The organism is Granulicella sp. 5B5, assembly GCF_014083945.1.
GTDB lineage: Bacteria > Acidobacteriota > Terriglobia > Terriglobales > Acidobacteriaceae > Granulicella.
This window is the reverse complement of record NZ_CP046444.1, coordinates 2,963,477-2,986,386: the sequence shown is the minus strand read 5'-3', so window position 1 is coordinate 2,986,386 and position 22,910 is coordinate 2,963,477. Positions and strand designations below refer to the sequence as shown.

The 22,910-nt window shown below is 61.5% G+C and carries 15 protein-coding genes and 1 riboswitch; of the genes, 9 read left to right on the top strand and 6 right to left on the bottom strand.

Features of this window, described 5'->3' with window-relative positions; translation table 11 throughout:
• Positions 1-36 precede the first annotated feature (36 nt).
• Positions 37-822, bottom strand: coding sequence for a DeoR/GlpR family DNA-binding transcription regulator (locus GOB94_RS12590; RefSeq protein WP_182276244.1), 786 nt, complete (start codon positions 820-822; stop codon positions 37-39).
• A gap of 133 nt (positions 823-955) precedes the next feature.
• Between GOB94_RS12590 and GOB94_RS12585 the strand changes: the two genes are divergently transcribed.
• Positions 956-2,095 carry an SIS domain-containing protein gene (locus tag GOB94_RS12585; RefSeq protein WP_182276243.1) on the top strand — a complete coding sequence of 380 codons (1,140 nt, stop codon included), beginning with the start codon at positions 956-958 and terminating at the stop codon, positions 2,093-2,095.
• A 132-nt stretch (positions 2,096-2,227) separates the two neighbouring features.
• Positions 2,228-3,142, top strand: a complete 915-nt coding sequence (locus GOB94_RS12580; RefSeq protein ID WP_182276242.1) for a BadF/BadG/BcrA/BcrD ATPase family protein — start codon at positions 2,228-2,230, stop codon at positions 3,140-3,142.
• Positions 3,143-3,284: 142 nt separating this feature from the next.
• Here the strand turns inward: GOB94_RS12580 and GOB94_RS12575 are convergent, their stop codons facing one another.
• Together GOB94_RS12575 and GOB94_RS12570 are read right to left on the bottom strand one after the other, a co-directional pair.
• Positions 3,285-3,968 (bottom strand): copper homeostasis protein CutC, encoded by a 684-nt coding sequence (locus GOB94_RS12575; protein ID WP_220464923.1) that lies wholly within the window; start codon positions 3,966-3,968, stop codon positions 3,285-3,287.
• A 108-nt stretch (positions 3,969-4,076) separates the two neighbouring features.
• Positions 4,077-7,523 carry a TonB-dependent receptor gene (locus GOB94_RS12570; protein WP_182276240.1) on the bottom strand — a complete coding sequence of 1,149 codons (3,447 nt, stop codon included), beginning with the start codon at positions 7,521-7,523 and terminating at the stop codon, positions 4,077-4,079.
• 258 nt (positions 7,524-7,781) lie between these two features.
• Between GOB94_RS12570 and GOB94_RS12565 the strand changes: the two genes are divergently transcribed.
• The 4 genes from GOB94_RS12565 (at position 7,782) to GOB94_RS16910 (ending at position 14,476) form a co-directional block, all read left to right on the top strand.
• Entirely contained in the window at positions 7,782-8,564 is a 783-nt protein-coding gene (locus GOB94_RS12565; protein WP_182276239.1) for a DeoR/GlpR family DNA-binding transcription regulator, read from the top strand.
• A gap of 999 nt (positions 8,565-9,563) precedes the next feature.
• Positions 9,564-12,866, top strand: coding sequence for a TonB-dependent receptor (locus GOB94_RS12560; RefSeq protein WP_182276238.1), 3,303 nt, complete (start codon positions 9,564-9,566; stop codon positions 12,864-12,866).
• 95 nt (positions 12,867-12,961) lie between these two features.
• Positions 12,962-13,066: riboswitch (SAM-I-IV-variant riboswitch) on the top strand.
• A gap of 36 nt (positions 13,067-13,102) precedes the next feature.
• The gene (locus GOB94_RS12555) at positions 13,103-14,131 is read left to right on the top strand and encodes a low specificity L-threonine aldolase (protein WP_182276237.1); all 1,029 of its coding nucleotides are present in this window, start codon (positions 13,103-13,105) and stop codon (positions 14,129-14,131) included.
• A 33-nt stretch (positions 14,132-14,164) separates the two neighbouring features.
• The gene (locus tag GOB94_RS16910) at positions 14,165-14,476 is read left to right on the top strand and encodes a DUF1801 domain-containing protein (RefSeq protein WP_255483926.1); all 312 of its coding nucleotides are present in this window, start codon (positions 14,165-14,167) and stop codon (positions 14,474-14,476) included.
• 367 nt (positions 14,477-14,843) lie between these two features.
• On the opposite strand, the gene GOB94_RS12545 is transcribed toward GOB94_RS16910, so the two are convergent.
• Genes GOB94_RS12545 through GOB94_RS12535 form a run of 3 tightly spaced genes read right to left on the bottom strand, consistent with a single transcriptional unit; the run spans position 14,844 to position 17,186 of the window.
• Positions 14,844-15,317 carry a nuclear transport factor 2 family protein gene (locus GOB94_RS12545; protein WP_182276236.1) on the bottom strand — a complete coding sequence of 158 codons (474 nt, stop codon included), beginning with the start codon at positions 15,315-15,317 and terminating at the stop codon, positions 14,844-14,846.
• A 55-nt stretch (positions 15,318-15,372) separates the two neighbouring features.
• Positions 15,373-16,872 (bottom strand): hypothetical protein, encoded by a 1,500-nt coding sequence (locus GOB94_RS12540; protein WP_182276235.1) that lies wholly within the window; start codon positions 16,870-16,872, stop codon positions 15,373-15,375.
• A complete protein-coding gene (locus tag GOB94_RS12535; RefSeq protein WP_182276234.1) occupies positions 16,869-17,186 on the bottom strand; it encodes a helix-turn-helix transcriptional regulator in 318 nt (105 codons plus the stop codon). Before GOB94_RS12535 ends, GOB94_RS12540 begins: the two co-directional genes overlap by 4 nt.
• A 79-nt stretch (positions 17,187-17,265) precedes the next feature.
• On the opposite strand from GOB94_RS12535, the gene GOB94_RS12530 reads away from it, so the two are divergent.
• The 3 genes from GOB94_RS12530 to GOB94_RS12520 all read left to right on the top strand — a co-directional run bounded on the left by GOB94_RS12530 (position 17,266) and on the right by GOB94_RS12520 (position 22,892).
• Positions 17,266-18,039, top strand: coding sequence for an ABC transporter ATP-binding protein (locus GOB94_RS12530; protein ID WP_182276233.1), 774 nt, complete (start codon positions 17,266-17,268; stop codon positions 18,037-18,039).
• Positions 18,040-18,141: 102 nt separating this feature from the next.
• Positions 18,142-19,920, top strand: coding sequence for a hypothetical protein (locus tag GOB94_RS12525; RefSeq protein WP_182276232.1), 1,779 nt, complete (start codon positions 18,142-18,144; stop codon positions 19,918-19,920).
• A gap of 137 nt (positions 19,921-20,057) precedes the next feature.
• Positions 20,058-22,892, top strand: coding sequence for a carboxypeptidase regulatory-like domain-containing protein (locus tag GOB94_RS12520; protein WP_182276231.1), 2,835 nt, complete (start codon positions 20,058-20,060; stop codon positions 22,890-22,892).
• The last annotated feature ends 18 nt before the right edge of the window (positions 22,893-22,910 follow it).

Genomic DNA, 22,910 nt, shown 5'->3' with positions numbered 1-22,910 from the left:
ACTCACTCAATCGCTCTCAGGGCTCGGCACAGGAAACTACGCGCGGATCACCCTGATCCCGCGATCGGTCAACGCTTCATAAGTCTCTTCTGGCAGCGCGGTATCTGTCACCAGCACATTCACAGTCGAGATCGGGCAGATCAGCGCCGGGCTCACCTGCCCCATCTTGCTCGAGTCCGCTACCACGATCACCTCGCGCGCCTGCTTGATCATCATCTGCGACACCGTCGCCTCTTCCGGCTCCAGCGTCGTCACACCGCGCTCCATGTCGAAGCCGGTCGCGCTGATGAACGCTTTGTCCAGGTACACGTCCCTCAGCATGTTCAGCGCCGGCTGCCCCGCCAGCGCAAACGTCCACGCCCACGCCAGCGTGCCGCCGGTCAGAGTCGTCTTGATCGCCGGCTGATTGCACAGCTCCATGCCGATGTTCAGCGCATTCGTAATCACCGAGATCCCGCGCCGGTGTCGCAGCGAGCGCCCCAGTTGCGTCGTCGTCGTGCCCGCCATCAGCCCGACCGTCTCCTTCTCGCTGATCAGCTCACTAGCCACCAGACCGATCCGCCGCTTCTCATCCGCAAACCGCAGCTCACGCGCCTGGAACGACGTGTCATGCCGGAACGGTTCATACAGCAGAGGCTCCACCAGCGTCGCGCCGCCATGTGTCCGCAGCACCAGCCCGCGCTTCTCCAGCCGCGCCAGGTCACGCCGTATGCTCGGCGCCGACGTGCCAATCTGGTCCACCAGCTCCTGAACAGAGATGTCCCCTGCCCGTAACAGCGCCCGCATAATACGGTCCGCGCGTACATCGATCTTCTTTGACATGGATAAGCTCTCGGTGCCTGAGTGTAGCGAAGTTGGCGAAATTTTGCCAATATCTCCCTTGAAATCTAAGAATCCGTAAAGTAAAGTGATCGTATCAATAGAAAACGCTCATTTCAGAGCGAGCAGGCCCGCTATGTCCAATCCTGAAGTCACGCCCTCCCCCTATCCCCACTGGATGCTTCGCGAGATCCACGAGCAGCCCGCAGCCCTCACCAACACACTCCACCGTTATGTCGATGGCAGCCGTTTCCGCGAGGAGATCTGCGCCCCCGTGCGCGAGTGGCTGCGCGCTGCCAAGGATGAGATCGTCATCACCGCCAGCGGCTCCAGCCGCCACGCCGGCATGGTCGGCGAGATCCTCTTCGAAGACATCGCCGGCATCCACGTCGACGTCGAGTACGCCAGCGAGTACACCTACCGCTCGGAAAACGCCCTCAAGCGTGCCTCTGTCATGGTCATCTCGCAGTCCGGCGAGACCGCCGACACCCTCGCCGCCCTTCGCAAGGCAAAACAGGCCGGCCACCCCACGCTCGCCATCACCAACGTCGCCGGCTCCTCCATGTCGAACGAAGCGACCGTCTCCTTCCCGACCGAAAGCGGCCGCGAGCGCGCCGTCCCCGCCACCAAAAGCTTCACCACGCAGCTGCTGAACCTCAATCTCCTCACGCTCCTCGCCGCCGAAACCCTCGGCGAGCTCTCCTCTGCCGAGGTCTCCGCACGCCTCATCGAGATCGCCGCCATCCCGCAGAGCATCACCTCGCAGCTCACCGCATGGGAGACCTCAATCCACACCATCGCGCGGCGCTACAGCTCTGCCAGCAGCTTCCTCTTCCTCGGCCGCGACGTCCATTACCCCATCGCCCGCGAAGGCGCGCTCAAGCTCAAGGAGTCAGCCTACCTGCACGCCGAAGGCTACCCATCCGGCGAGCTGAAACACGGCCCCAACGCACTCGTCAGCGAAGGCACGCCGCTCGTCATGCTCGCCACCTACGACCCCGCGAGCCCCGAGTCCGTCCTCCGCTACGAGAAGGTCGTCCATCTCCTCCGCGACATGCGCGAGCAGGGCGCACAGATCCTGGCCCTCGCCAACACCGGCGACACGCAGGTCTCCGCCCTCGCCACCGACACCATCTTCGTCGCACCCGTACGTGAGCCGCTGCTGCCCATCGTTGAGACAGTCCCCCTACAGATGCTCGCCTACTTCACCGCCATCCTTCATGGCATCGACGTCGATCACCCCCGCAACCTCACCAAGGCCGTCCTCGCCGAGTAGCCTCGCCGAGGACGCCCACGAAGACCGCACCGCAGTTATCTTGTTTGTCATTCCCGCAGGGAATCTGCGTTTGTCGTTGCAGTCACCTTTGCCTTATCTACTGTCTACCCACTACTCTCTACCCACTGCCTTATGAGCTACTATCTCGCCATCGATGCCGGCGGCACCAAGACCGACTACCTTCTCGCCGACGACACCCGCGAGCTAGCCCGTGTGCGCACCGGCACTATCAAACGCATGCGCGCCGACGCCGACGCCGCCACAGCGAACCTAGAGCAGGCGCTCGAAGAGCTCACCGCCCAGACCGGCATCTCCATGCAGTCCATCCACTGCACCTGCATCGGCACCGCTGGCTATACCGTCCCGCTCGTCACCGATTGGCTCCACGAAGAGATCCCCTCCCGCGTCGCGGGTTCGTTCCTCCTCCTCGGCGACATCGAGATTGCGCTGGACGCTGCCTTCTTCGGCAAGCCCGGCGTGCTCGCCATCGCAGGCACCGGCTCCAACGTGGCCGGCCGTGACGCTACGGGCAAGCTCATCGGCGCTGGCGGTTACGGCCCTGCGCTTGCAGACCAAGGCTCCGGCCATCGCATCGGCCACGAGGCTCTCCGCGCACTCTTCCTCGCCACCGACCGCGGCATCGACACCACACTGCTCCCCGCAGTGCTCAAGTTCTGGAACCTCACCTCACTCGACGACATCGTCGCCTTCGCCAACCGCGTCCCCGCACCCGACTTCTCGCAACTCACCGAGCTCGTCGTGCGCTGCGCCGCCAACGGCGACGCCGTCGCAGCCAACGTCCTGCATCAACAAGGCGAAGAGCTCGGCGAACTCGTCCGCCTCACCATGCACCGCGTGAAGGCGGCATCAACCGACGCCGCCTTCACGCCGCCTGTCGCCTTCACCGGCTCCATCCTCGAAAAAGTTCTGCCCGTGCGTGAAGCTCTCATCGCCTCACTGCAGCGCGACTTCCCCACCGTGCATGTTCTCCCCGGCACCGTCGACCCCATCGAAGGCGCTCTCTGGCGCGCCCGCAACGGCCAGTAGCGGCGCATCCTTCATCTCGAGCCTTTTCAAGGCTAACAACAGAAGTGTCATCTCGACCGAAGCCAAACAAGCTTCATCGTTTGGCGTAGTGGAGAGACCTGCATCTCTACCCAGAGTTTCTAACCCGCGACAAACCCGTTCATCACGCGGCTCCCACGCTCCGCAGCTGCTCCACCATGCTCCGCACATCCTGCGCTGTCGGCACACCATCCCAGCTCAACGAGCCATGAAAGCTCTTGGCCCGTGTACGCATCGCCAGCTCCGCAGCATTCGTCGTCCTCAGCCCACCACCCACGGCAATCTCGATGCGGTCTCCCGCCTGTGCCACCAGCCGTGCCAGCACATCGGCGCCCTGCATCACATCGGCGCAGCCCCCTGAGGTCAGCACGCGGTCGCAGCCTGTCGCGATAACATCTTCCAACGCCTGCTCCAGCGACGGCGTCTCATCGAACGCACGATGAAACGTCACCTGCAGCGGCCGCGCCAGCGCCACCAGCCTCCGCGTCGCATCGACATCCACGGTGCCATCGGACTTCAGCAGCCCCAGCACAACGCCTGCAACCCCCAGCTGCCGCATGTGCAGAATGTCCTGCTCCATCACCGCAATCTCATCGTCGGAGTACACAAATCCGCCGCCCCGAGGACGCACCAGTCCATGTACCGGCAGGCCACTCTTCACAATGGCCTCGTGCAACAACCCATGGCTCGGCGTCAGCCCGTCCTCACTCAGTGCCGAGCACAGTTCGATACGGTCGGCCCCCCCGTCCCGCGCAGCCACGCAAGCTCCCACCGTCTCCGCACAGAGCTCAAAAATCATCTTTCCCATCGATCCACCAACCCGTTTGCACAGGGTCTTGTTCTCTGTTGGTGCCAGGCCCACAGTGCCGTACGAGAACATGCACCGGGTTGGTTCCCGGCGCATGTTCGTTATCGGTTAAAACTTATAGTTCAATGACAACTGTATGCGACGTTCCTGGTTGCGCACATTGTTGATCTGTCCAAAGTTGCTGTCCTGGATATTATTGTCCGGGTTGCCGTAATCCGCCTTGTTCAGGATGTTGAAGAAGTCCGCCCGGAACCCGAGAGACTCTTCGCGGAACGTGGTGAAGTCCTTGAACAACGACGTATCCAGCTGGTAGAAGTCAGGCGCACGCTCCGTCCCGTTCGCAGCCGTACCGAACTGAAATTGCGCTGGTTGACCGTACGCGCAGTCGGCATGATCGCTCCGATCCGGCACTGTGCCCTTTGCGGTGTTCCTGCACGGCTGCGCCGAAGGGTCCGTACCGAACCAGTTGTTGAGCGAGCGGTTGACCACGCGAATCTTCGAATACTGGTTCGCTCGCTCGCCGCCCTCAGAAATCGTTGCACTCGTCGCGGTACCATTGGCCGTAATAGTCACCGGCACACCGCTGAACGCGCGGAAGGCATTCGAAATCGACCAGCCGCCCAGAGCCTCATTCAGGAATATGTTCGAGTGCGCACCGAACTGACGTCCATGTCCGTACGGCAGCGCATAGACAATCAGCGCATTCAACTGATTGCGAATGTCGTCGCCGGAGACGCCGTAGTCCGCCTGGCTGTTGTAGTAGTCCTGGAACGTCTGATCGCCGCCCGTCTGCGATACATTTGGCGCGCCGTAGTTGCCAGCCGCGTTCGTCATCGACTTCGCAAACGTGTAGTTGATGTTGTACTCCAGCCCGTACTTCTGCCGCTGGCGTAGCGTCGCCTGTAGTCCGTTGTAGTTCGACTTCGCCCGCGACTCTGTTATCAGCACGAGGCCGCCATTGCCCGCGGCGTACGAGGTTCCCGCAGCCAGGTTGTAGTATGGCGTCAAATCAGCCGCCGGCACAGGGTTCGGATTGTTCGCGAGGTCCTCCACCTGCGCCAGCGTGAACTGGTTCGCATTGCCGTAGTCGATCAGGTGCTGGCCCGACTGCCCCACATACCCGATCGAAAGCGACGTCACCGAGTTCAGCGCCGTCTCCACCGTCAGGTTCCACTGCTGGATATACGCCGGCTGCTGGTTCTGCGGCCACTCGCTGAACTGGCCGCCGCTCGGCTGCGCCGTGTTCGCATTCGTCACGAAACCCTGCGAAGCCATCAGGGCCGTGCCACCCGTCCCCCCGCTCGGCGCAACTCCATTGCGCTGGAACGCCGAGACCAGCGGTGGATTGTCCGTCAGCCGCTGGTTGGCCGCGTTGCCCTCCAGGAAGCTCGTCGCGCCGTAGCCGCCACGGATCGAGATGTTCTGTGCCGCCTGGTAGGCGAACCCAAAGCGAGGCATGATCTGCCTGTAGTTTGGGTCGTAACAGGCCGTCGTGGGGCAAATGATCGAACCCGCCGGGGCGCCCGCTGGAATCGACCCCGCGAACTCCATCGTGCCGCCGTTCAACGGAAGCACGTTCGCGTTCTTGTTGTTCGCCTCGGTCATCGGCTGGTCGTACTCATAGCGAACACCCAGGTTCAACGTCAGGTTCGGCAGCGCCTTCCAGTCGTCCTGGATGTAACCTGCTGCGCGCCACTGGCGATTGCCAAACTCTCCGCCGTCCTGCAGACCGTACTGGTTCGCCGCGTCGAGCACAAAGTCCGCCGCCCCGACATTCGGGTTCCCGGCATTCGGATTGTTCGTGTACACGCCGTTGTATTGGAAGAAACCAAGCGCACCCGCATTCTGGACCTGCGAGTACTCCTGTTGATAGCGTACGGCCTGTACGCCGAGCGTGAACAGGTGCTTACCGCGCTGAATCGTCAAGTTGTCGTTATAACCGAATGTGTTATCGATCAGAACCTGCGCCGCGCCGCGATTGCCGATCGTGCTCGCGTCGCTGATGTTCATCTCCGTAAAGCCCGCAAACTGCTGGACGCCAAACGGAATCCCCACCACCGAATCACCGCTCAGTCCGAAGGACCCGAGACGGTCGATCGGCACACCCGTATTCCAGCTCACTCGCGTAAACCCTGCATTGAACTGGTTCACAATGGCCGACGAGAACGTATGCACCCAGCTTGCTCCAAATAGTGTCGTTGGATAACTGCTGATGCTGGGGAAACTGATCGGAAAGATCGTATCGCTGCCGTTCCGCGCGCGCGACTGCGCATAGAAACCAGAGATGCGGTCCTTCGCCTCCGGAGTCCAGTCCACCTTTGCATCAAACTGGTTGTTCACGTTGTACCCGCGCTCGGTTCCCTCATACTGCCGCAGATAGGTATTCGGCGACGGGTCTGCATTGGGCGTCGGGTAGTCGGCAGGGTGCGCCGCAAGGTACTTCGCCACAGGATTGTTCACAGGAATCTGGTTATTCTGGAACACAGGATACGTGTTCGTCGCCGCGTCATACGCCTGCGTGTTGTAGAGCTGGAACGGAATCGCCGAGAAGTCCCCGTTAAGTTCCGCTTGTGTCAGCACCTGGTACGCCTTCTGGGTTGCGGCCGGCTGCCGAAAGCCCTCATAGTCGGCAAAGAAGAACAGCTTGTCATGAAAAATCGGGCCGCCGATGGTTCCGCCAAAGATGGTCTGCGTGTAGCGATTGATGGGTTGACCTTTGAACTTGTTCTCCCAGCTGTTGGCATTCAGTTTGTTGTTCTGCAGATACGCATATGCGCTGCCATGAAACTGGTTCGTGCCGCTCTTCAGCACGCTCACCACATCACCGCCGTTCACGTTGCCGTAAATCGCCGGCGCATTGCCCGAGATCACCTTGATCTCCTGCAGTGCATCCGGTGCCGGGTTATATCCAATCTGGTTGTTCTGCGGCTCGTTGATGTCCACGCCATCCAGCGTGTAGTAGTTCGCCTGCCCACGGTTGCCGTTCACGCTGACCAGGTTGTTGCTCGTCGTGCTGCGCAGCGTCGCGTTCGACCCCGTCAGCCCCGTCGGGTCCGTGCTCACAACGCCCGGCGTCAGCAGCGTCACAGCCTGAAAATTCCGGCCCTCCAGCGGCACGTTCTGCACCTCATTCTCTGAGAATGTTGTGCCAATCGTGCCGTCCGTCGTATTCAGGATCGGTGCCGTGCCCGTCACGTTCACCGTGCTCTCGCTGCCAACTGACAACTTCGTGTGCAGCTCCACAGTCTGGTTGATCTCCAGCGCAAACGCCGGCGTCGACTGGCTCGCAAAGCCCTGTGCCGAAACCAGAACTTTATAGTGCCCGATCGGCAAAAACCGCGCCGTATACACGCCCGCCGCGTTGGACGTCACCGTCGTCTTCACGTTTGTGTCGGTGTCTTGCACCACCACCGTCGCACCCGGAATCACCGCACCCGTCGAGTCCGTCACCTCGCCCGTCACTGCGCCTGTCACCGTCTGCGCATGTGCGCCCGCCACCCCCAACAACAGGGCCACCGCTAATCCCAGGTATCCCAGCCGGATCGTCTTCAACATCGCGCAACCTCCAAAGGTGAAACATCGTCGTCGCGGCTTCTGCAAACGCAATCCTCAGGCCTGCGCCCCGGACTGACCCTGAAAACCGCTTCTATGAGCTTGGAGTCTAGGGACTAGGATCGTCACTTGTCAACAAACTTTTCACATTTATGAAAAGTTTGTGCAAAATAATGCACAAGCAGCTTCCTTCCGGTCTGCAACCACTCTCGTCTCAAACTCTCATCTTCTAGATATGATGAAAGGACTTGGAAGGAGACCATGGCCGCCAGACACGACCGCGCGAAACAAATTCTCCATCTGCTTCTGCAAAAGGGCAGTGGCAGCATTGAAGAGCTCTCCACCGCCGTCGGCGCGTCACCGGCAAGCGTCCGCCGAGACCTCATCCACCTCGAAGAACGCGGCCTCGTCAACCGCACCCATGGCGGGGCCGAGGTCGCCGGCAAGCTCAACTACGAGCCCTTCCGCTTCGACGCCGCCTTCCCGCTCCGCGAAGAGCGTTTCGCCGACGAGAAGCGCCGCATCGGCCTCGCCGCCGCCGACCTCGTCGAAAAGGGCGACGTCATCGCACTCTCCCCCGGCACCACTACCACGCAGCTCGCGCGCAGCCTCCGCCATCGCGAAGACATCCACATCGTCACCAGCGCGGTCAACATCGGCATGGAGCTCTCCAGCCTGCCCAACCTCAAGGTCACGCTCACCGGCGGTGCCGTCCGCTGGCCCGGCTCGTTTTCCATGGTCGGCGCCACCGCATTCGACGCTCTCCAGCGCCTCTTCTTCGACAAGTTCTTCATCGGCGCCACCGGCATCCACCCCGAGTACGGCATCACCGTCATCGAGTCCGACGAGGCCCTCATCCTCTCCGAGATGGTCCGCCACTCCAAGCAGGTCATCGCCGTCGCCGACTCCAGCAAACTCGGCCAGGTCAGCGCCATGCGCGTCTGTTCTGCCGAAGAAGTCGATGTCATCATCACCGACGACGGCGCCAACCCCGTCGCCGTCGAAGCCTTCCGCAACCGCAAGACCCGCATCATCCTCACCTGAACAAAACCTTCGCGTCCCTCTTCGTGCTCATCATCGGCTCCAGTCTCCTGCATATCCCAGACGTGTGCCCATCGCAGCGATACGTTTATTTGCAGGCCTCCAAGCACAACAGCCTTCTGATTTTGAGCAGGCTGTGCAATGATTTTCAATCCGTTTCGCAGCGCTCTAACAAGACGAAATAGAACTTGTTGTTGGATTAATACTTGACAAAAACCTTGGCCATGATAGGTTTGACGCAATGAACAATTTCTTCAACGCTAGTTGTTGTTTCCCCCGCATGATCTCCGGCGGATGGGGAGACGCGTTGGCCTATAACTCATAGGATCTTTATGATCGTATAGTTACCGACAAACCCACTCGCCAGCCACGCTGGAGTGGTTTTTTTACTGAAGGCATGCCTCCATAAAACCGCCTTCTGTATCTCGCTCAGCACCTTCGCTGAAACGGTCTGTCGCGCTTCTCCGAGACCCATACCAAATCCACCTGCCTATGGATGCCTTCGTGAACACTATCAATTATCGCAATGCAGAGCGGCATGATCTCGTGGCTCTTCTGAAGCAACAACCCTACAGTGGCAAAGCTTCCCTGCAGTACAAACCGGAACACGGCTATATGAACAATATTCCGCGTCTTGGCATGCAACTTCCTTGTAGAATCAAACAATTCCTTGACCTGAGAACGCATTCTCATTTTCAATGAGTTACACCGCAAATTTTGTTCTGCGCGGACGTTGAACTCTTCCAGGATGAAGCAGCTCGTGTCTCGCCGCCGGAGCTACCGTCGAAGCGCTCCTGCATACCGCTGGCTGCCGCCGCTGCGATAGCCCTTAGGCCTTCGCGTCATGCTGCATCAACTTCGTTGTCCCGCATCGCAGGGATAACAGATCGCAACAACTCATCGCTACGACGGTTCCATGGATCTCACCTTGGGCCGCGCCATTCGTGTATCCAAACTTGCTCCACTTTATTTCGAACAACAGTTTCTGGAGGAATTCCGCACATGCTTCGTCTTCGCTGGCTTGTTCTCATCGCTTTGTTCGCAGTCACATTCTCCGCGTTGCGAGCGCAAACCTTTCGAGGGGCACTCTCTGGCACGGTCGTTGACGTCCAGGGTGCTGTCATCCCCGGTGCTTCTATACAACTAAAGAACCCTGCCACTGCCACCGTTGTTGATAGCAAGTCCAACAAGGACGGCGAGTTCAACTTCCCGGAGCTCCCTCCCGGCGTCTACCAGCTTACGGTCTCCTTCCAGGGCTTCCAGACGCAGAAGATTGACAACATCGAGGTCAACGTCTCCAAGGTCGCCAACGTCAAGGTGTCGATGAACGTCGGCACGGAAGCCACAGTCGTCGACGTCGCTGCCAACGCCGTATCGGTCGACACCACGACCAGCTCACTTGTCTCGGTCGTCAATACCAGGCAGGTCGCCGACATGCCCATCAACGGCCGCGACTTCACCCAGATGGTCAAGTTCACGCCTGGTGACAACCTCAGCGGCTCCGTTAACGGCCAGCGCACCACTTCCATCAACTACCAGATCGACGGTACCGACAACGTCGATGCGTACCTCGGCATCGTTGCTTCCAACCAGGGCGGCATCGCCAGTGTCCCCGGCGGGCTCGTTCCCATTGAGGCAATCGATCAGTTCTCCATGCAGAGCAACGCCGAAGCCGACATGGGTCGCAACGCCGGTGCCAACCAGAACATGGTGCTCAAGTCCGGTACCAACCAGATCCACGGCGACGTCTTCTTCTATAACCGCAACGAATTTTTTGCAGCCATCTCGCCCGTCGCCCCCGTGGGCGCGCGCAAGCCGCCTATCCGCAACAACCAGTTCGGCTTCACTCTCGGCGGCCCGCTTTGGAAGGACCATACCTTCCTCTTCCTGGCCGGCGAGATTCAGCTTGCCTCCGCAGGCAACTCCACCACCGACACCGTTCTCAATGACGCCTGGATCGCCGACGCCGGCAAGTTCCTCCAAGCCTACGGCATCAGCTATCCGCAGACCACTCTTCAGAACGGTGCCACCACTACCGGTAACCCTCTCAGCATCGCGCTTTATAACACCCTCTATCCCCGCGTAGCAAACTCCACTGGCGCCGTCACCAACAACTGGTTCGCAACCTCGCCCGATAAGTACAACAGTTACAACGGTGTGATTAAGCTGGACCACCACTTTAGCCAGAATGAATCGCTCTCCATCCGTTATCTCGGCACCACCGGTCAGCAGACCGCCGTCACCGGCTCCTACTACCCGGAGTTCTTCCAGACGGCACCCATGCACATCCACAACTTCTCCGTCATTCAGACCTCCATCATCAAGCCGAACCTGCTCAACCAGGTTCAGCTGGGCACCAACTTCTTCCTGCAGACCTTCAACGACGCCGACCAGAACTTCAACCCAGGCGCTGCGGACGGCCTAACCCTCGGCTTGACCGGCATCATCGCAGCCGGCTCTCCCACCATCGCTATCTCCGGCTTTGACGAAGTCGGTGCAACTCAGCCATCCGGTCGTACCGATGTAACAGGCCAGGTCGTCGACTCGCTGCGCTGGACGCTCGGTAAGCACTCTCTCCGCTTCGGCGGCGAGTATCGTCACGCCAACGTGAACTTGCTTTACTTCTCCAACTCCCGCGGCACTTTCACCTTTGATGGCACTCGCGGCCCCTGGGCGAAAGAGACCACCGCCGATAACACCAACTGCAACGCTGCCTTTGGCGTCACGACCGGTTGCACCACGCAGATGATCGCACTTGCCGATTATCTGAACGGTCAGCCCTCCAACTCTTCTACGTCCAAGCTGCTGCAAGGTAATGCGGAGCGTGTCTATCTGCTCAATACCTACGACTTCTGGGCGCAGGACGACTTCACTGTCACCCCCAAGCTCACAGTCAACTACGGCGTTCGCTGGAGCCTTCCCGGCCACGTCTACGATGCCAAGAACGATCTCTCCAGCTTCGTCCCCGGCAAGGGATTCGTAACTCCTCTCTACAACAACTACTACGGCGCGTTCGCTCCTCGCGTTGGCTTCGCCTACTCACCCTTGTCAAACAACAAACTCGCCATCCGCGGTGCATGGGGTCTCTACTACGACGTCCCGGGCATGACCAACATGGTCAGCGGTTACACCGGCAATGGTGGCGACTCTTATACGCAGAACAACCCCTCCGGACCTGACCCCGCTTACACGCTTGCCATCTCCAACTTCACCTGGGCACAGAACGTCAATCCCTTCACCGGCGCCGCTCTGCCGCAACTCGGTGCCATGGGCGTGCAGCCCAACTACCGCATCCAGTACTCGATGAACACCAGCCTCAACATCGAGCAGCAGCTAACGAACTCGACCCTCTTCACCATCGGCTACGTCGGCACGCAGGGCCGCCGTCTTGCGATGCTCTACGATCTCAATCAGCCGATCAACTACAACTTCACGACCAAGAGCTACATTCGCCCCTACGATTCCACGCTCTCGTTCCCAGGACAAACCGTCACCACCGGCCAACCCTTCGCCGGCATCAATCAGGTGACATCTGGTGCAAGCGCCAACTACAACTCGCTGCAGGCAGTGTTGCGTCAGTCCCTCAAGCACGGCTTCTCCATCACCGCCAACTACACGTGGGCTCACTCTATGGACGATGCATCTTCCGATGTAACGCCTATGAACAGCCATAACATCCACCAGGACTACGGCCCCAGCACCTTCGACATCCGCAACACTCTCACGGGCTTCGCGTCGTACCAGCTGCCGAAGTTCACCAGCTTCGCGCCGCGTCTGACTCAGGGCTATCAGTTCAACGCCCTGTTTGACTACAACACTGGCACACCGCTCAGTGTCCTCGTTGGTAAAGATTACAGCCTCACCGACGAGCAGCATGACCGCGTCAGCATCGTACAAGGCGTCAATCCGTATGTTGGCAATACGACCATCACCGCCAGCACCTCTCGGGCATATCAGTACCTGGCCAAGGCTGCATACGCTTACCCCGTCGCCGGCGTATCCTCACCGACCACCTTTGGTGTCTACGGCAACGAGCAGCGTGATGGCGGTGGCCGTGGTCCGAAGTTCGGCACCATGGACTTCTCGATGTTCAAGCACACACCCATCACCGAGCGTGTCAACAGCGAGTTCCGCGTCGAGATCTTCAACATCTTCAACCAGCGCAACTTTGCCAATCCCTCGATCACCAACCTGGGCAGTGGCACCTTTGGCGAGATCACTCAGACCAAAAACGGCTCTGGCGCTCCTGGCCTCGGTTACGGCGAACCCTTCAACATTCAGTTCGCCTTCAAAATCTCCTTCTAACCTCGCCACAAACCACCCAGGCCGCTTGAGTCCTCTTCAAGCGGCCTGTGGTTTTTAACAACGGCTGTATCGTCCTCATGCCCTGTTATCCTAGACACTGACATCAGGAGATTGAGCTGACGCTCAACGCCAACCTGCTCCCAGCAAGGTGGCGCCCCACACAGGGGGATGTGGCCGATCCGGCAACTACCGGGCTTCTACAACAACGTCAGCGCACTCCAACGCAAGGAGCAAGCATGACGCAGCAGTTCGCCAGCGACAACTACGCCGGAATTTGTCCCGAAGCCTGGCAGGCCATGGCCGAAGCCAACACCGGCCACGCCTCCGCCTACGGCAACGACCCTTGGACAGCCCGCGCCTCCGAAGCCTTCCGCACGCTCTTCGACACCCAGTGCGAAGTCTTCTTCGCCTTCAACGGCACCGCTGCCAACTCGCTCGCGCTCGCCTCGCTCTGCCAGTCCTACCACTCCGTCATCTGCGCCGACGCCGCCCACGTCGAAACCGACGAGTGCGGCGCCCCCGAGTTCTTCTCCAACGGCTCCAAGCTCCTCGTCGCCCACACCGCCGATGGCAAACTCACCCCCGCGCACATCGAAGAGATCGTCGCCAAGCGCACCGACATCCACTACCCCAAGCCGCGCGTCGTCACCATCACACAGCCCACCGAGACCGGCCTCGTCTACACCGTCGACGAAGTCAAAGCCATCTCCGCCGTCTGCCGCCAGCTCGGTCTCAGCCTCCACATGGACGGCTCCCGCTTCGCCAACGCCTGCGCCTCCCTTGGTTGCCACCCCGCCGACATCACTTGGAAGGCCGGCGTCGACGTCCTCTGCTTCGGCGGCACCAAAAACGGCATGGCCGTCTCCGAAGCCGTCCTCTTCTTCAACCCCGCCCAGGCAGTCGACTTCGACTACCGCTGCAAACAGGCCGGCCAGCTCGCCTCCAAGATGCGCTTCCTCTCCGCCCCGTGGGCCAGCATGCTCGAAAACGGCGCATGGCTCCGCAACGCCGAGCATGCCAACACCTGTGCGCGCGCCCTCGCCGACCGCATCCAGCAAGTCCCCGGCCTCGAGCTCCTCGGCTACCCGCAAGCTAACGGCGTCTTCATCAAGCTCTCCGAACCCCAGCAGGAAGCCCTCCGCGCCCGCGGCTGGCAGTTCTACACCTTCATCGGCGGCGGCGCCCGCTTCATGTTCGCCTGGGACTCCGACCCCACCCGCATCGATGCCCTCGTCAACGACCTCACCGCCGTTGTAGCCTCTTGATGTCGTAAAACTCACAACCCCGGTGAGGTCCTTATGCCCGTCAAGAAAACCATTAAGCACTCCCCCATGGAGCACCCGCGCCACCAGTACCCGCAGGAGACCGCAGCCCTGCAAGCCATCGCCCAGGGCTGCGGCCTCACCGAAAAGATCAAGTGGGGCAAACCCTGCTACACCCTCGGCGACAAAAACATCGTCCTCATCCAGCGCTTCAACGACTACATCGCGCTCATGTTCTTCAAAGGCGCGCTGCTCAAGGACCCCGGCCAGCTTCTCTCCCGCATCGGCGAGCACATGCAGGCCCCCGCCAGCTCCGCTTCACCAGCACCAAAGAAATCACAAAGCTGAAGTCCACCATCAAAGCCTACATCCTCGAAGCCATCGACCTCGAAAAGTCCGGCGCCAAAGTCCCCCTAAAAAAATCCACCGACTACGCCATCCCCGAAGAGCTTCAGCAAAAACTCAACACCAACTCCGCCCTGAAAAAAGCCTTCGCGGCTCTAACCCCCGGCCGTCAGAAGGCCTACATCTTCCAAATCGCCGCCGCCAAGCAATCCACCACCCGCGAAGCCCGAGTAGAAAAATTCACCCCAAAAATCCTCGCGGGCAAAGGCCTCCTCGACTAGCCTTTACATGTTTTACATTGCGTACCTTGCGGGCTTTTCCTTTGCGTACTTTGCGTGAACGCTTTTGCCGCAGCAAGCGCGAGCGTACCCTACAGCCCCAGGTGCCCCAACCCCGGATGCTCATCCGGGCGCCGCCCTTGCGGCCAATGAAACAACCGCTCGTGCTCCGCAATCGCCACATCGTTGATGCTCGCATGCCGCACGGCCATCAGCCCATCCGCATCGAACTCCCAGTTCTCATTCCCATACGCACGAAACCACTGCCCCTCGGCATCGTGATACTCATACGCAAACCGCACCGCAATGCGGTCATCCGCAAACGCCCAGATCTCTTTGATCAGCCGATACTCCAGCTCTTTCTCCCACTTCCGCGTCAGGAACGCCACAATCTCCGCGCGCCCCTTCAAAAACATCGACCGGTTCCGCCACCGCGAGTCCACCGTATACGCCAGCGACACCGCCTCCGGATTCCGCGAGTTCCACGCATCCTCAGCCTTCCTCACCTTCACCACCGCCGTCTCATAAGTAAACGGCGGCACCGGCGGACGAGCTTGATCTGTCATCGCGTCACCTCCAGGCTTTGATCCTAGACCACTCGCATTACAAGATCATCCCAAGCTAAAAATAGCTCCCCGAAGCCACACCCTGCTCCGCGAACAATATCTCCCACGACGGATCGAGATACAGCCACCGCTGCGTCCCGAACCAGCTCGTCTCCAGCTCCGGCACATGCAGCAGCCCATGCCCGCCCGTGCAGATCAGCTCCGTCCCATTCCACGCCAGGAAGTTCCGCGACGGGTGCCCCACCCGCGCCGGGTTGGTCAGCTTCCGCAGACACACCGGGCACCGCTCCCGCTGATCGCGCAGCACCCACCGCAGCCCGAATAGACATAGCGAAAACGCCGCCAGCAGCTGGATATACTCGCTCCCGATCGGGTCGATCCGCGTCGTCACATGCGCCAGGTCCAGCGACGCGAAGTACACAATCGGAAACAGCAGTCCCAGCTTCCACGCCAGAAAGTTCCACCGCTTCAACCGAGTCCCCCACGCCAGCCGCTGCGGCGCCCCGCGGTACTCGCCCAGCGGCAGCGACGTCGTCGCCGGCAGCGCCAAAAACGCCAGCACCACCGCAAACAGAAACAGCCCAAACGGCCCGCGCGTCCGGTCCGCCAGCGACACGCACAGAAACTCACCCGAGTTCCCGTTCGGCAGCGGAGCCGTCATCTCCCAACTGTTGCTCCAATGCGGATACCGCCCCGCCGCATTCACCCGCGCCACCACGTACCCAACACTCTGCTGCGACAGGTTCTGGTCCGGAGACTGCACCCACGCATCCACCTTCCCCGGCAGCCGCCAGAACCCCTCAGGCACCACCCCCGCCACACGCGCCCGCGTCGCTCCCAAAGAAATCTCCCGCCCCACAATCGCCGGATCGCCACCAAACCTGCGGCGCCACAAGCTGCTGCTCAACAGCACCGGCAGCACATCGCCGTGCGCAACGTCGCTGCTCACAGCATCGCCGCCCAGCAGCGGAAACAACTCCGGGCTCGCCACCGCAACCGATGCGCTCACCACCTTGCCATCGGCATCCTGCAGCGGCTGCTTCATCACCTGATAGAACGCAAACCCATCGAACATCCGTCGCGACCGCGATCGCCACACGTTGTACTGCTCCGCCGTAATCGTCGGCTCTGTATCGCTCGCCGCCAGCGAGCTCTGGATCAGCATCAGCCGCCCCGCGTCCCTGTACTCCGGCGGATGCAGCGCCACAAACGCCCCCGGCAGCAGCAGCGCCGCACCGTATGCCGCGGCCAGCACCACCATCAGCGTAAACACACACCGCCCCGCCGACCCCATCACCCAACCCCGATTCGCTGCCCCCTCCACCCGCCGCAGACACCGCGCATCTTCAAACGCGCCAAACAAAAATGCGGCTACCTCGCGCTCGCCGCTCCAACTCACACCACGCTGCGGAGTGCAAACTTCACGCACATGCCACAGCTCGGCGCTCCACTCCATGCGCCACGCAACCCGTTGCGACGCCGGCACCAGCCACGAAGCGCACCGCACCACACCCAGTCCCAGCGCATGCAGCGGCCATGAAGCCCGGAGCCTCATACCTGCTCCTCCTGCTGCTCCGGCACCAGCTTCGCCAGCAGCGGATACCGCCTCCGCGAAGCCTCCAGCGTAGCCTTCCCCGCCACTGTCACCTTGTAATACTTCCGTGGCGGCCGCTGTTCCGCATCCGCAATCGACTGCGCCTCCCAGTGCGACCGGATCAGCCCATCGCGCTCCAGCCTCCGCATCGCCGGATACACCGTGCCGCTCGCCAGCCCCGTCATCTCCATCACACCAAAACCGTAGATATACCCGGCGCTCACCGCCTGAAGAATCATCGCCGCCGTGTGGGAGAGTTTCGCTTCCGCCGCCATGCCGAAAACTATACCTATGTAGAACGCTACTTGACAAATACCCTATTCCGAATGCTACATAGGGTCATCGAGGTGATTCATGCTCGAAGTCAAAGGGCTCACAAAACGTTACCGAGGCATCCCCGCCATCCAGGATGTCAGCTTCCGCATCCAACCCGGCGAGATCGTCGGCTACGTCGGCCCCAACGGCTCCGGCAAATCCACCACGGTCAAAATCGTCACCGGCCTGCTCGAACCCAACCAGGGCCAGGTCCTCTTCAACGGCAGCAGCATCCACCGCGACATCGCCGCCTACCGCGCCGCCTTCGGTTACGTCCCCGAAGAGGCCCAGATCTATACCCACCTCTCCGGCCTCGAATACCTTCAGCTCGTCGGCCGCCTGCGCAACATGCCCGAGCCGCTCATCGAGCAGAAAGCCAACCGCCTGCTCTCGCTCCTCGGCCTCGAGTCCTGGCGTCACTCCCCCATCTCGCTCTACTCCAAGGGCATGAAGCAGCGTGTCCTCATCGCCGCCTCACTCATCCACGACCCCCAGCTCCTCATCTTCGACGAGCCGCTCTCCGGCCTCGACGTCGTCTCCGCGCGCCTCTTCAAAGACCTCATCCAGCAGCTCGCGCTCCAAGGCAAGGCGATCCTCTACATCTCGCACGTGCTCGAGGTCGTCGAACTCGTCTGCCACCGCGTCATCGTCATCGCCAAAGGCAAAATCCTCGCCGACGCCCCACCCGCCGACCTCAAATCCTCGCTGCAACTCGCCAACCTCGAAAGCGTCTTCGCCCAGCTAGTCCAGCAGCAGGACACCCAAACCATCGCCCGCGACCTCGTCGAAACCATGGCGGCACACCATGCCTAACAATTCGGCCCGATGGCCTCTCGCTTTGAAGGGTACGAGCTTCAGCTCGTACGTCCACCACTCCCGAAAGATAGATGGGCTTTAGCCCCGGAGGGACAGCACATGCCAGCACTCTTCACCTCTACCAAACCCGCCGTTCTCTCCCTCGCTGCGCAGTCCACGCCCACAGTGCGCCGCCCACAATCGCAGTTTGAAGTCCTCGTCCGCCACCTCCTCTACCGCTTCTTCCACAACGAGCTCCTCGCCTCCGACGACGAAACCAAACGCGTCCTGCAGGTCGGCTACTTCGTCGCTCTGCCCACGCTGCTCGTCGCCATGTACCTCTTCCCGGCCTACCACGCCTTCCCGCCGAACCCCTACCCGCGCCCCTTCTGGCCGCAGGTCTCCGACCACTACTTCTTCGTCATGTACGCCTTCGTCGTCATGGGAGCAGCCACCGTCTACGAGTGGGACCTCCTCTTCCCCGACCTCCTCGACGTCTACGTCCTCTCCGTCCTGCCCATCGCAAACCGCCGCCTCTTCCAGGCCCGAGTCCTCGCGATCGCCATCTTCCTCGCGCTCGTTCTGCTCGGCACCAACCTCCTCGGCACACTCTTTCTCCCCATGGTGGCGGATCTCCCCAACACCGGCCGCCATCTTCTCGCACACGCCATCGCTGTCGCCATCAGCGGAACCTTCGCCGCGGCCACCATCCTCGCCATGCAGGGCATCCTGCTCAACACCATTGGCGAAAACCTCTTCCGCCGCATCACTCCGCTGCTGCAGGGCGGCTGCGTGATGCTCCTCCTCGCGATCCTTCTGCTCTTCCCTGCCGTCTCGCGCTCCATCCAACCGCTGCTCACCTCGGGAAGCCCCGTCATCTTCTGCTTCCCACCATTCTGGTTCCTCGGCATCTATCAGCGCATCCTCGACGGCCCCACAACGCTGCCCATCTTCGCAACGCTCGCACACATCGCATGGAGTTCCCTCGCTCTCATGCTTCTGCTCGCCATCGCCACCTACCCTCTCGCCTACCGTCGCCGAGTCCGCCAGATCTTCGAAGGCGCCCGCGCCACCAACTCCTCACGCACCCTCAGCACACCCATCAACGCCTTCCTTCACGGCCTCATTGCAAAGTCGCCTGCACAGCGCGCCAGCTTCTACTTCGTGCAGCAGACCATCCTCCGCCTGCAACGCCACCGCGTCATGCTCGCGATGTACGCCGGCCTCGGCATCGCTCTCGCGCTCGCCAACATGCTCATCTTCTACATCACGCCAGGACACATCCATCCCGCACTGCTTCCCCGCGGCATCCGCGCCGCCGTCCCCATCATGGCCTTCTGGACCGTCGCCGGCCTCAGCGCCATCGCGTCCACTCCCGTCGATCGCCGCGCCGCCTGGCTCTTCCGAGTCCTCGTCGGACGCCCGCGTCCCGGCCATCTCTCCGGCCTTCGCCGCTGGATCACGCTCTGGTCACTCCTCGTCACCTTCACCACAGCCATCACGCTTCACGCGCTGTCGCCGCAATCCATCCACGGCCCACTCGCGCTGCTCACGCAGGCCATCATCGCCATCGGCATCTCCTTCCTGCTTCCCGACATCTACCTCTTCACCGTCCGCAGCATGCCACTCACCTTCCAGCGCAAAAGCAGCATCACCGATCTCCCCCTGATGGTCCTGCGCAACTTCGTCCTCTTCCCTGTCTTCGTCGCCGTCATCGTCGATCTCGAATTCTGGATGCAATCCGGAATCTCACATCTCCTCCGTGTCGCCATCTTCTTCATCGTGGCGCATCTCCTCCTACGCCTCGCGCACCGCAAGTACCTCGAGCAGTTCACCGTCGACGCCGCACCCGACGACACCGAAGAATTCCCACAAACCCTCGGCCTGCGCGATACCTAACTTCCGCGCTCAACGTCGAACTTTCAGCTCACATCCCGCGTATCCACTCCGACACGGCTCCAGCAGTTAACCTCATCACCCGCGAGAACGTTAACCGTCACGTACGTCCTAACCCGCGCCACTCTTCAGGAGTTCTCATGCGTGTGACCAAGCTCTCGCGCCGTCTCTCTTCCCTTTGCGCCTGCCTGCTTCTCTCGCTTCTCACCGTTGCGTCCGCTCATGCGCAGCAGACAGGCAGCCTCCACGGCGCGGTCCTCGACCCCAGCGGCGCCGCCATTCCCGACGCCGCCATCACCTTCACCGGCAGCGGCCACGTAGCCACCACGCACTCCGGCTCCGACGGCGAGTACAGCATCCACGGCCTCAGTGCCGGCCTCTACACCGTCACCGTGCAGGCCAAAGGCTTCACGCTCGCACCCAACACCAGCGTCAACGTCGTCGCGGGCCAGTTCCGCCAGCTCAACATCACGCTCGCCATCGAGGTCGAGCAGCAGAACGTCCAGGTCACCACCCAAACCAACGGCGTCAGCGTCAACCCTGACGAAAACTCCGGCGCGCTCGTCATCAAAGGCAGCGACCTCGACGCGCTCTCCGACGACCCCGACCAGCTCCAGAACGAGCTTCAGGCCCTCGCCGGCCCCGCCGCCGGCCCCAACGGCGGCCAGATCTACATCGACGGCTTCTCCGGCGGCCAGCTTCCACCCAAGTCTTCCATCCGCGAGATCCGAGTCAACCAGAACCCCTTCTCCGCCGAGTTCGATCACATCGGCTACGGCCGCATCGAGATCCTCACCAAGCCCGGCTCCGACAAGTTCGGCGGCCACATCACCTCGCTCGCCACCGACTCCTCGCTCAATACCAACAACGCCCTCGTCCCCAACACCCCGCCCTACTACCTCTACTTCCTCCAGGGCGACGTCAACGGCCCGCTCACCAAGCACTCCTCCTACTTCCTCAGCGTCTTCAACCTCAACCGCCAAACCCAGGCCGTTATCGACGCCACCGACCCCACCAACACCGCCAACATGATCCAGCAGTTCTACCTCACACCGTCCTCCGTCTTCTCCTTCAACCCGCGCGTCGACTTCCAACTCGGCAGTGCCAACACGCTCTCCATCCGCGACGCCTTCAATCGCAACTCCTCCTCCGGCAACGGCGTCGGCGGCCTCAGCCTCCAGAGCCAGGCCAGCAACTCCATCAACTACGAGAACGCCCTCCAGGTCAGCGACACCATCGTCATCAACTCGCACCTCATCAACGAGACCCACTTCCAGTGGCGTCGCGTCCGCAATAACCAGACCCCCATCGACACCTCCACCACCCAGACCGTGCAGGGCGCCTTCATCACCGGCGGCGCCAACTCCGGCACCTTGAGCGACCATCAGGACATCTTCGAGCTCCAGAACTACTCCACCGCCACCGCCGGCAAACACACCATCCGCTTCGGCGCACGCCTGCGCTCCTACCGCGACGCCAACGAGTCCACCTCCGGCCAGAACGGCAACTGCATCTACCAGCTCGCCTCGCAGTATCAGCCAGCAAGCACTGCTCCTGGGAGCGCCCCCTGCGGCGGCTCGCCCTCCCAGTACCTCGTCACGCAGATCCAGAACCCTCTCGCCCGCGCTCTCCTCTTCGACGCCGGACTCTTCTATCAGGACGACTGGCGCAAGACCCCCGGCCTCACCATCAGCTACGGCCTCCGCTACGAAGCCCAGAACCGCATCCACGACCACGCCGACTTCGGCCCCCGCCTCGCCATCGCCTGGGCCCCCAGGTACAACAGCAAGACCCCGCCCAAGACCGTCTTCCGCGTCGGCTACGGCTGGTTCTACGACCGCTTCACCGTGCCCAACTCCTTCAGCTCCGCCACCGGCACGCCCTACGTCATCCAGACCATCCACCAGAACGGCATCAACCAGCAGACCTCCATCACCAACTACACCGGCGGCGCCGGCGCGCCCATCCCCAGCATCTCCACCATCGACTCCCACTTCCGCGCCGCGCTCAGCATGCAGGGGGGCATCGGCGTAGACCACGCCATCGGCAAGCACACCACCTCCAACGTCACCTACCTCTTCACCCGCGGCGTCCACCAGTACTTTACCGATGTCGTCACCGCGCCCTCCTTCGACATCAGCAACTACACCATCACCGGACCCACGCCCACCGTCTACAACAACCAGTTCCAGTCCGGCGGCGTCTTTAACGAAAATCAGATCATCGCCACCATCGGCAGCCGTTTCAAAAAGTTCTCCGTCAACGCCAACTACACCTACAGCGACGCCAAATCCGACACCGCCGGCGTCAACTCCGTCCCCTCCGTCGCGCAAAACCCCGGCCTCGACTACGGCCGCGCCAGCTTCGGCATCACTAACCGCATCTTCGTCCTCGGCACCTACAACGCGCCGCACGGCATCATCTTCGCGCCACTCCTCGCCGCGCAATCCGGCACGCCCTACAACATCACCATCGGCAACGACCTCACCGGCAACAACCAGTTCAACGCACGCCCCACCTACGGCACCTGCGGCGCCGCCGGCGTCGTCACCACTCCATACGGCTGCCTCGATAGCGACCCCACAGGCAAAACCGAACCTCTCGTTCCCTACAACCTCGGCACCGGCCCCGCCAACGTCGCCTTCCACATGCGCATCAGCAAAGCTATCGGCATAGGCCCGCGCATCAAGACCGAAAAAGGCCCCCAGGGCTTCAACGGCGGTGGTGGCGTCCAGGGCCGCGGCCTCAGCGGCAGCCAGCAGCAGTTCAAGCTCGACGCCTCCGTACCCCGCCGCTACAACCTCACCTTCATCGTCGGCGCTCTCAACATCTTCAACATCGCCAACCGAGGCACACCTAACGGCGTCATCAACTCACCCCTCTTCGGCAAAACCCAGACACTCGCCTCCGGCCCCTTCGGTCTGCCCGCCCCCGGCAACCGCGACATCTTCATGCAGGCCCTCTTCACCTTCTGACGTCCTGAGCGCAACGAA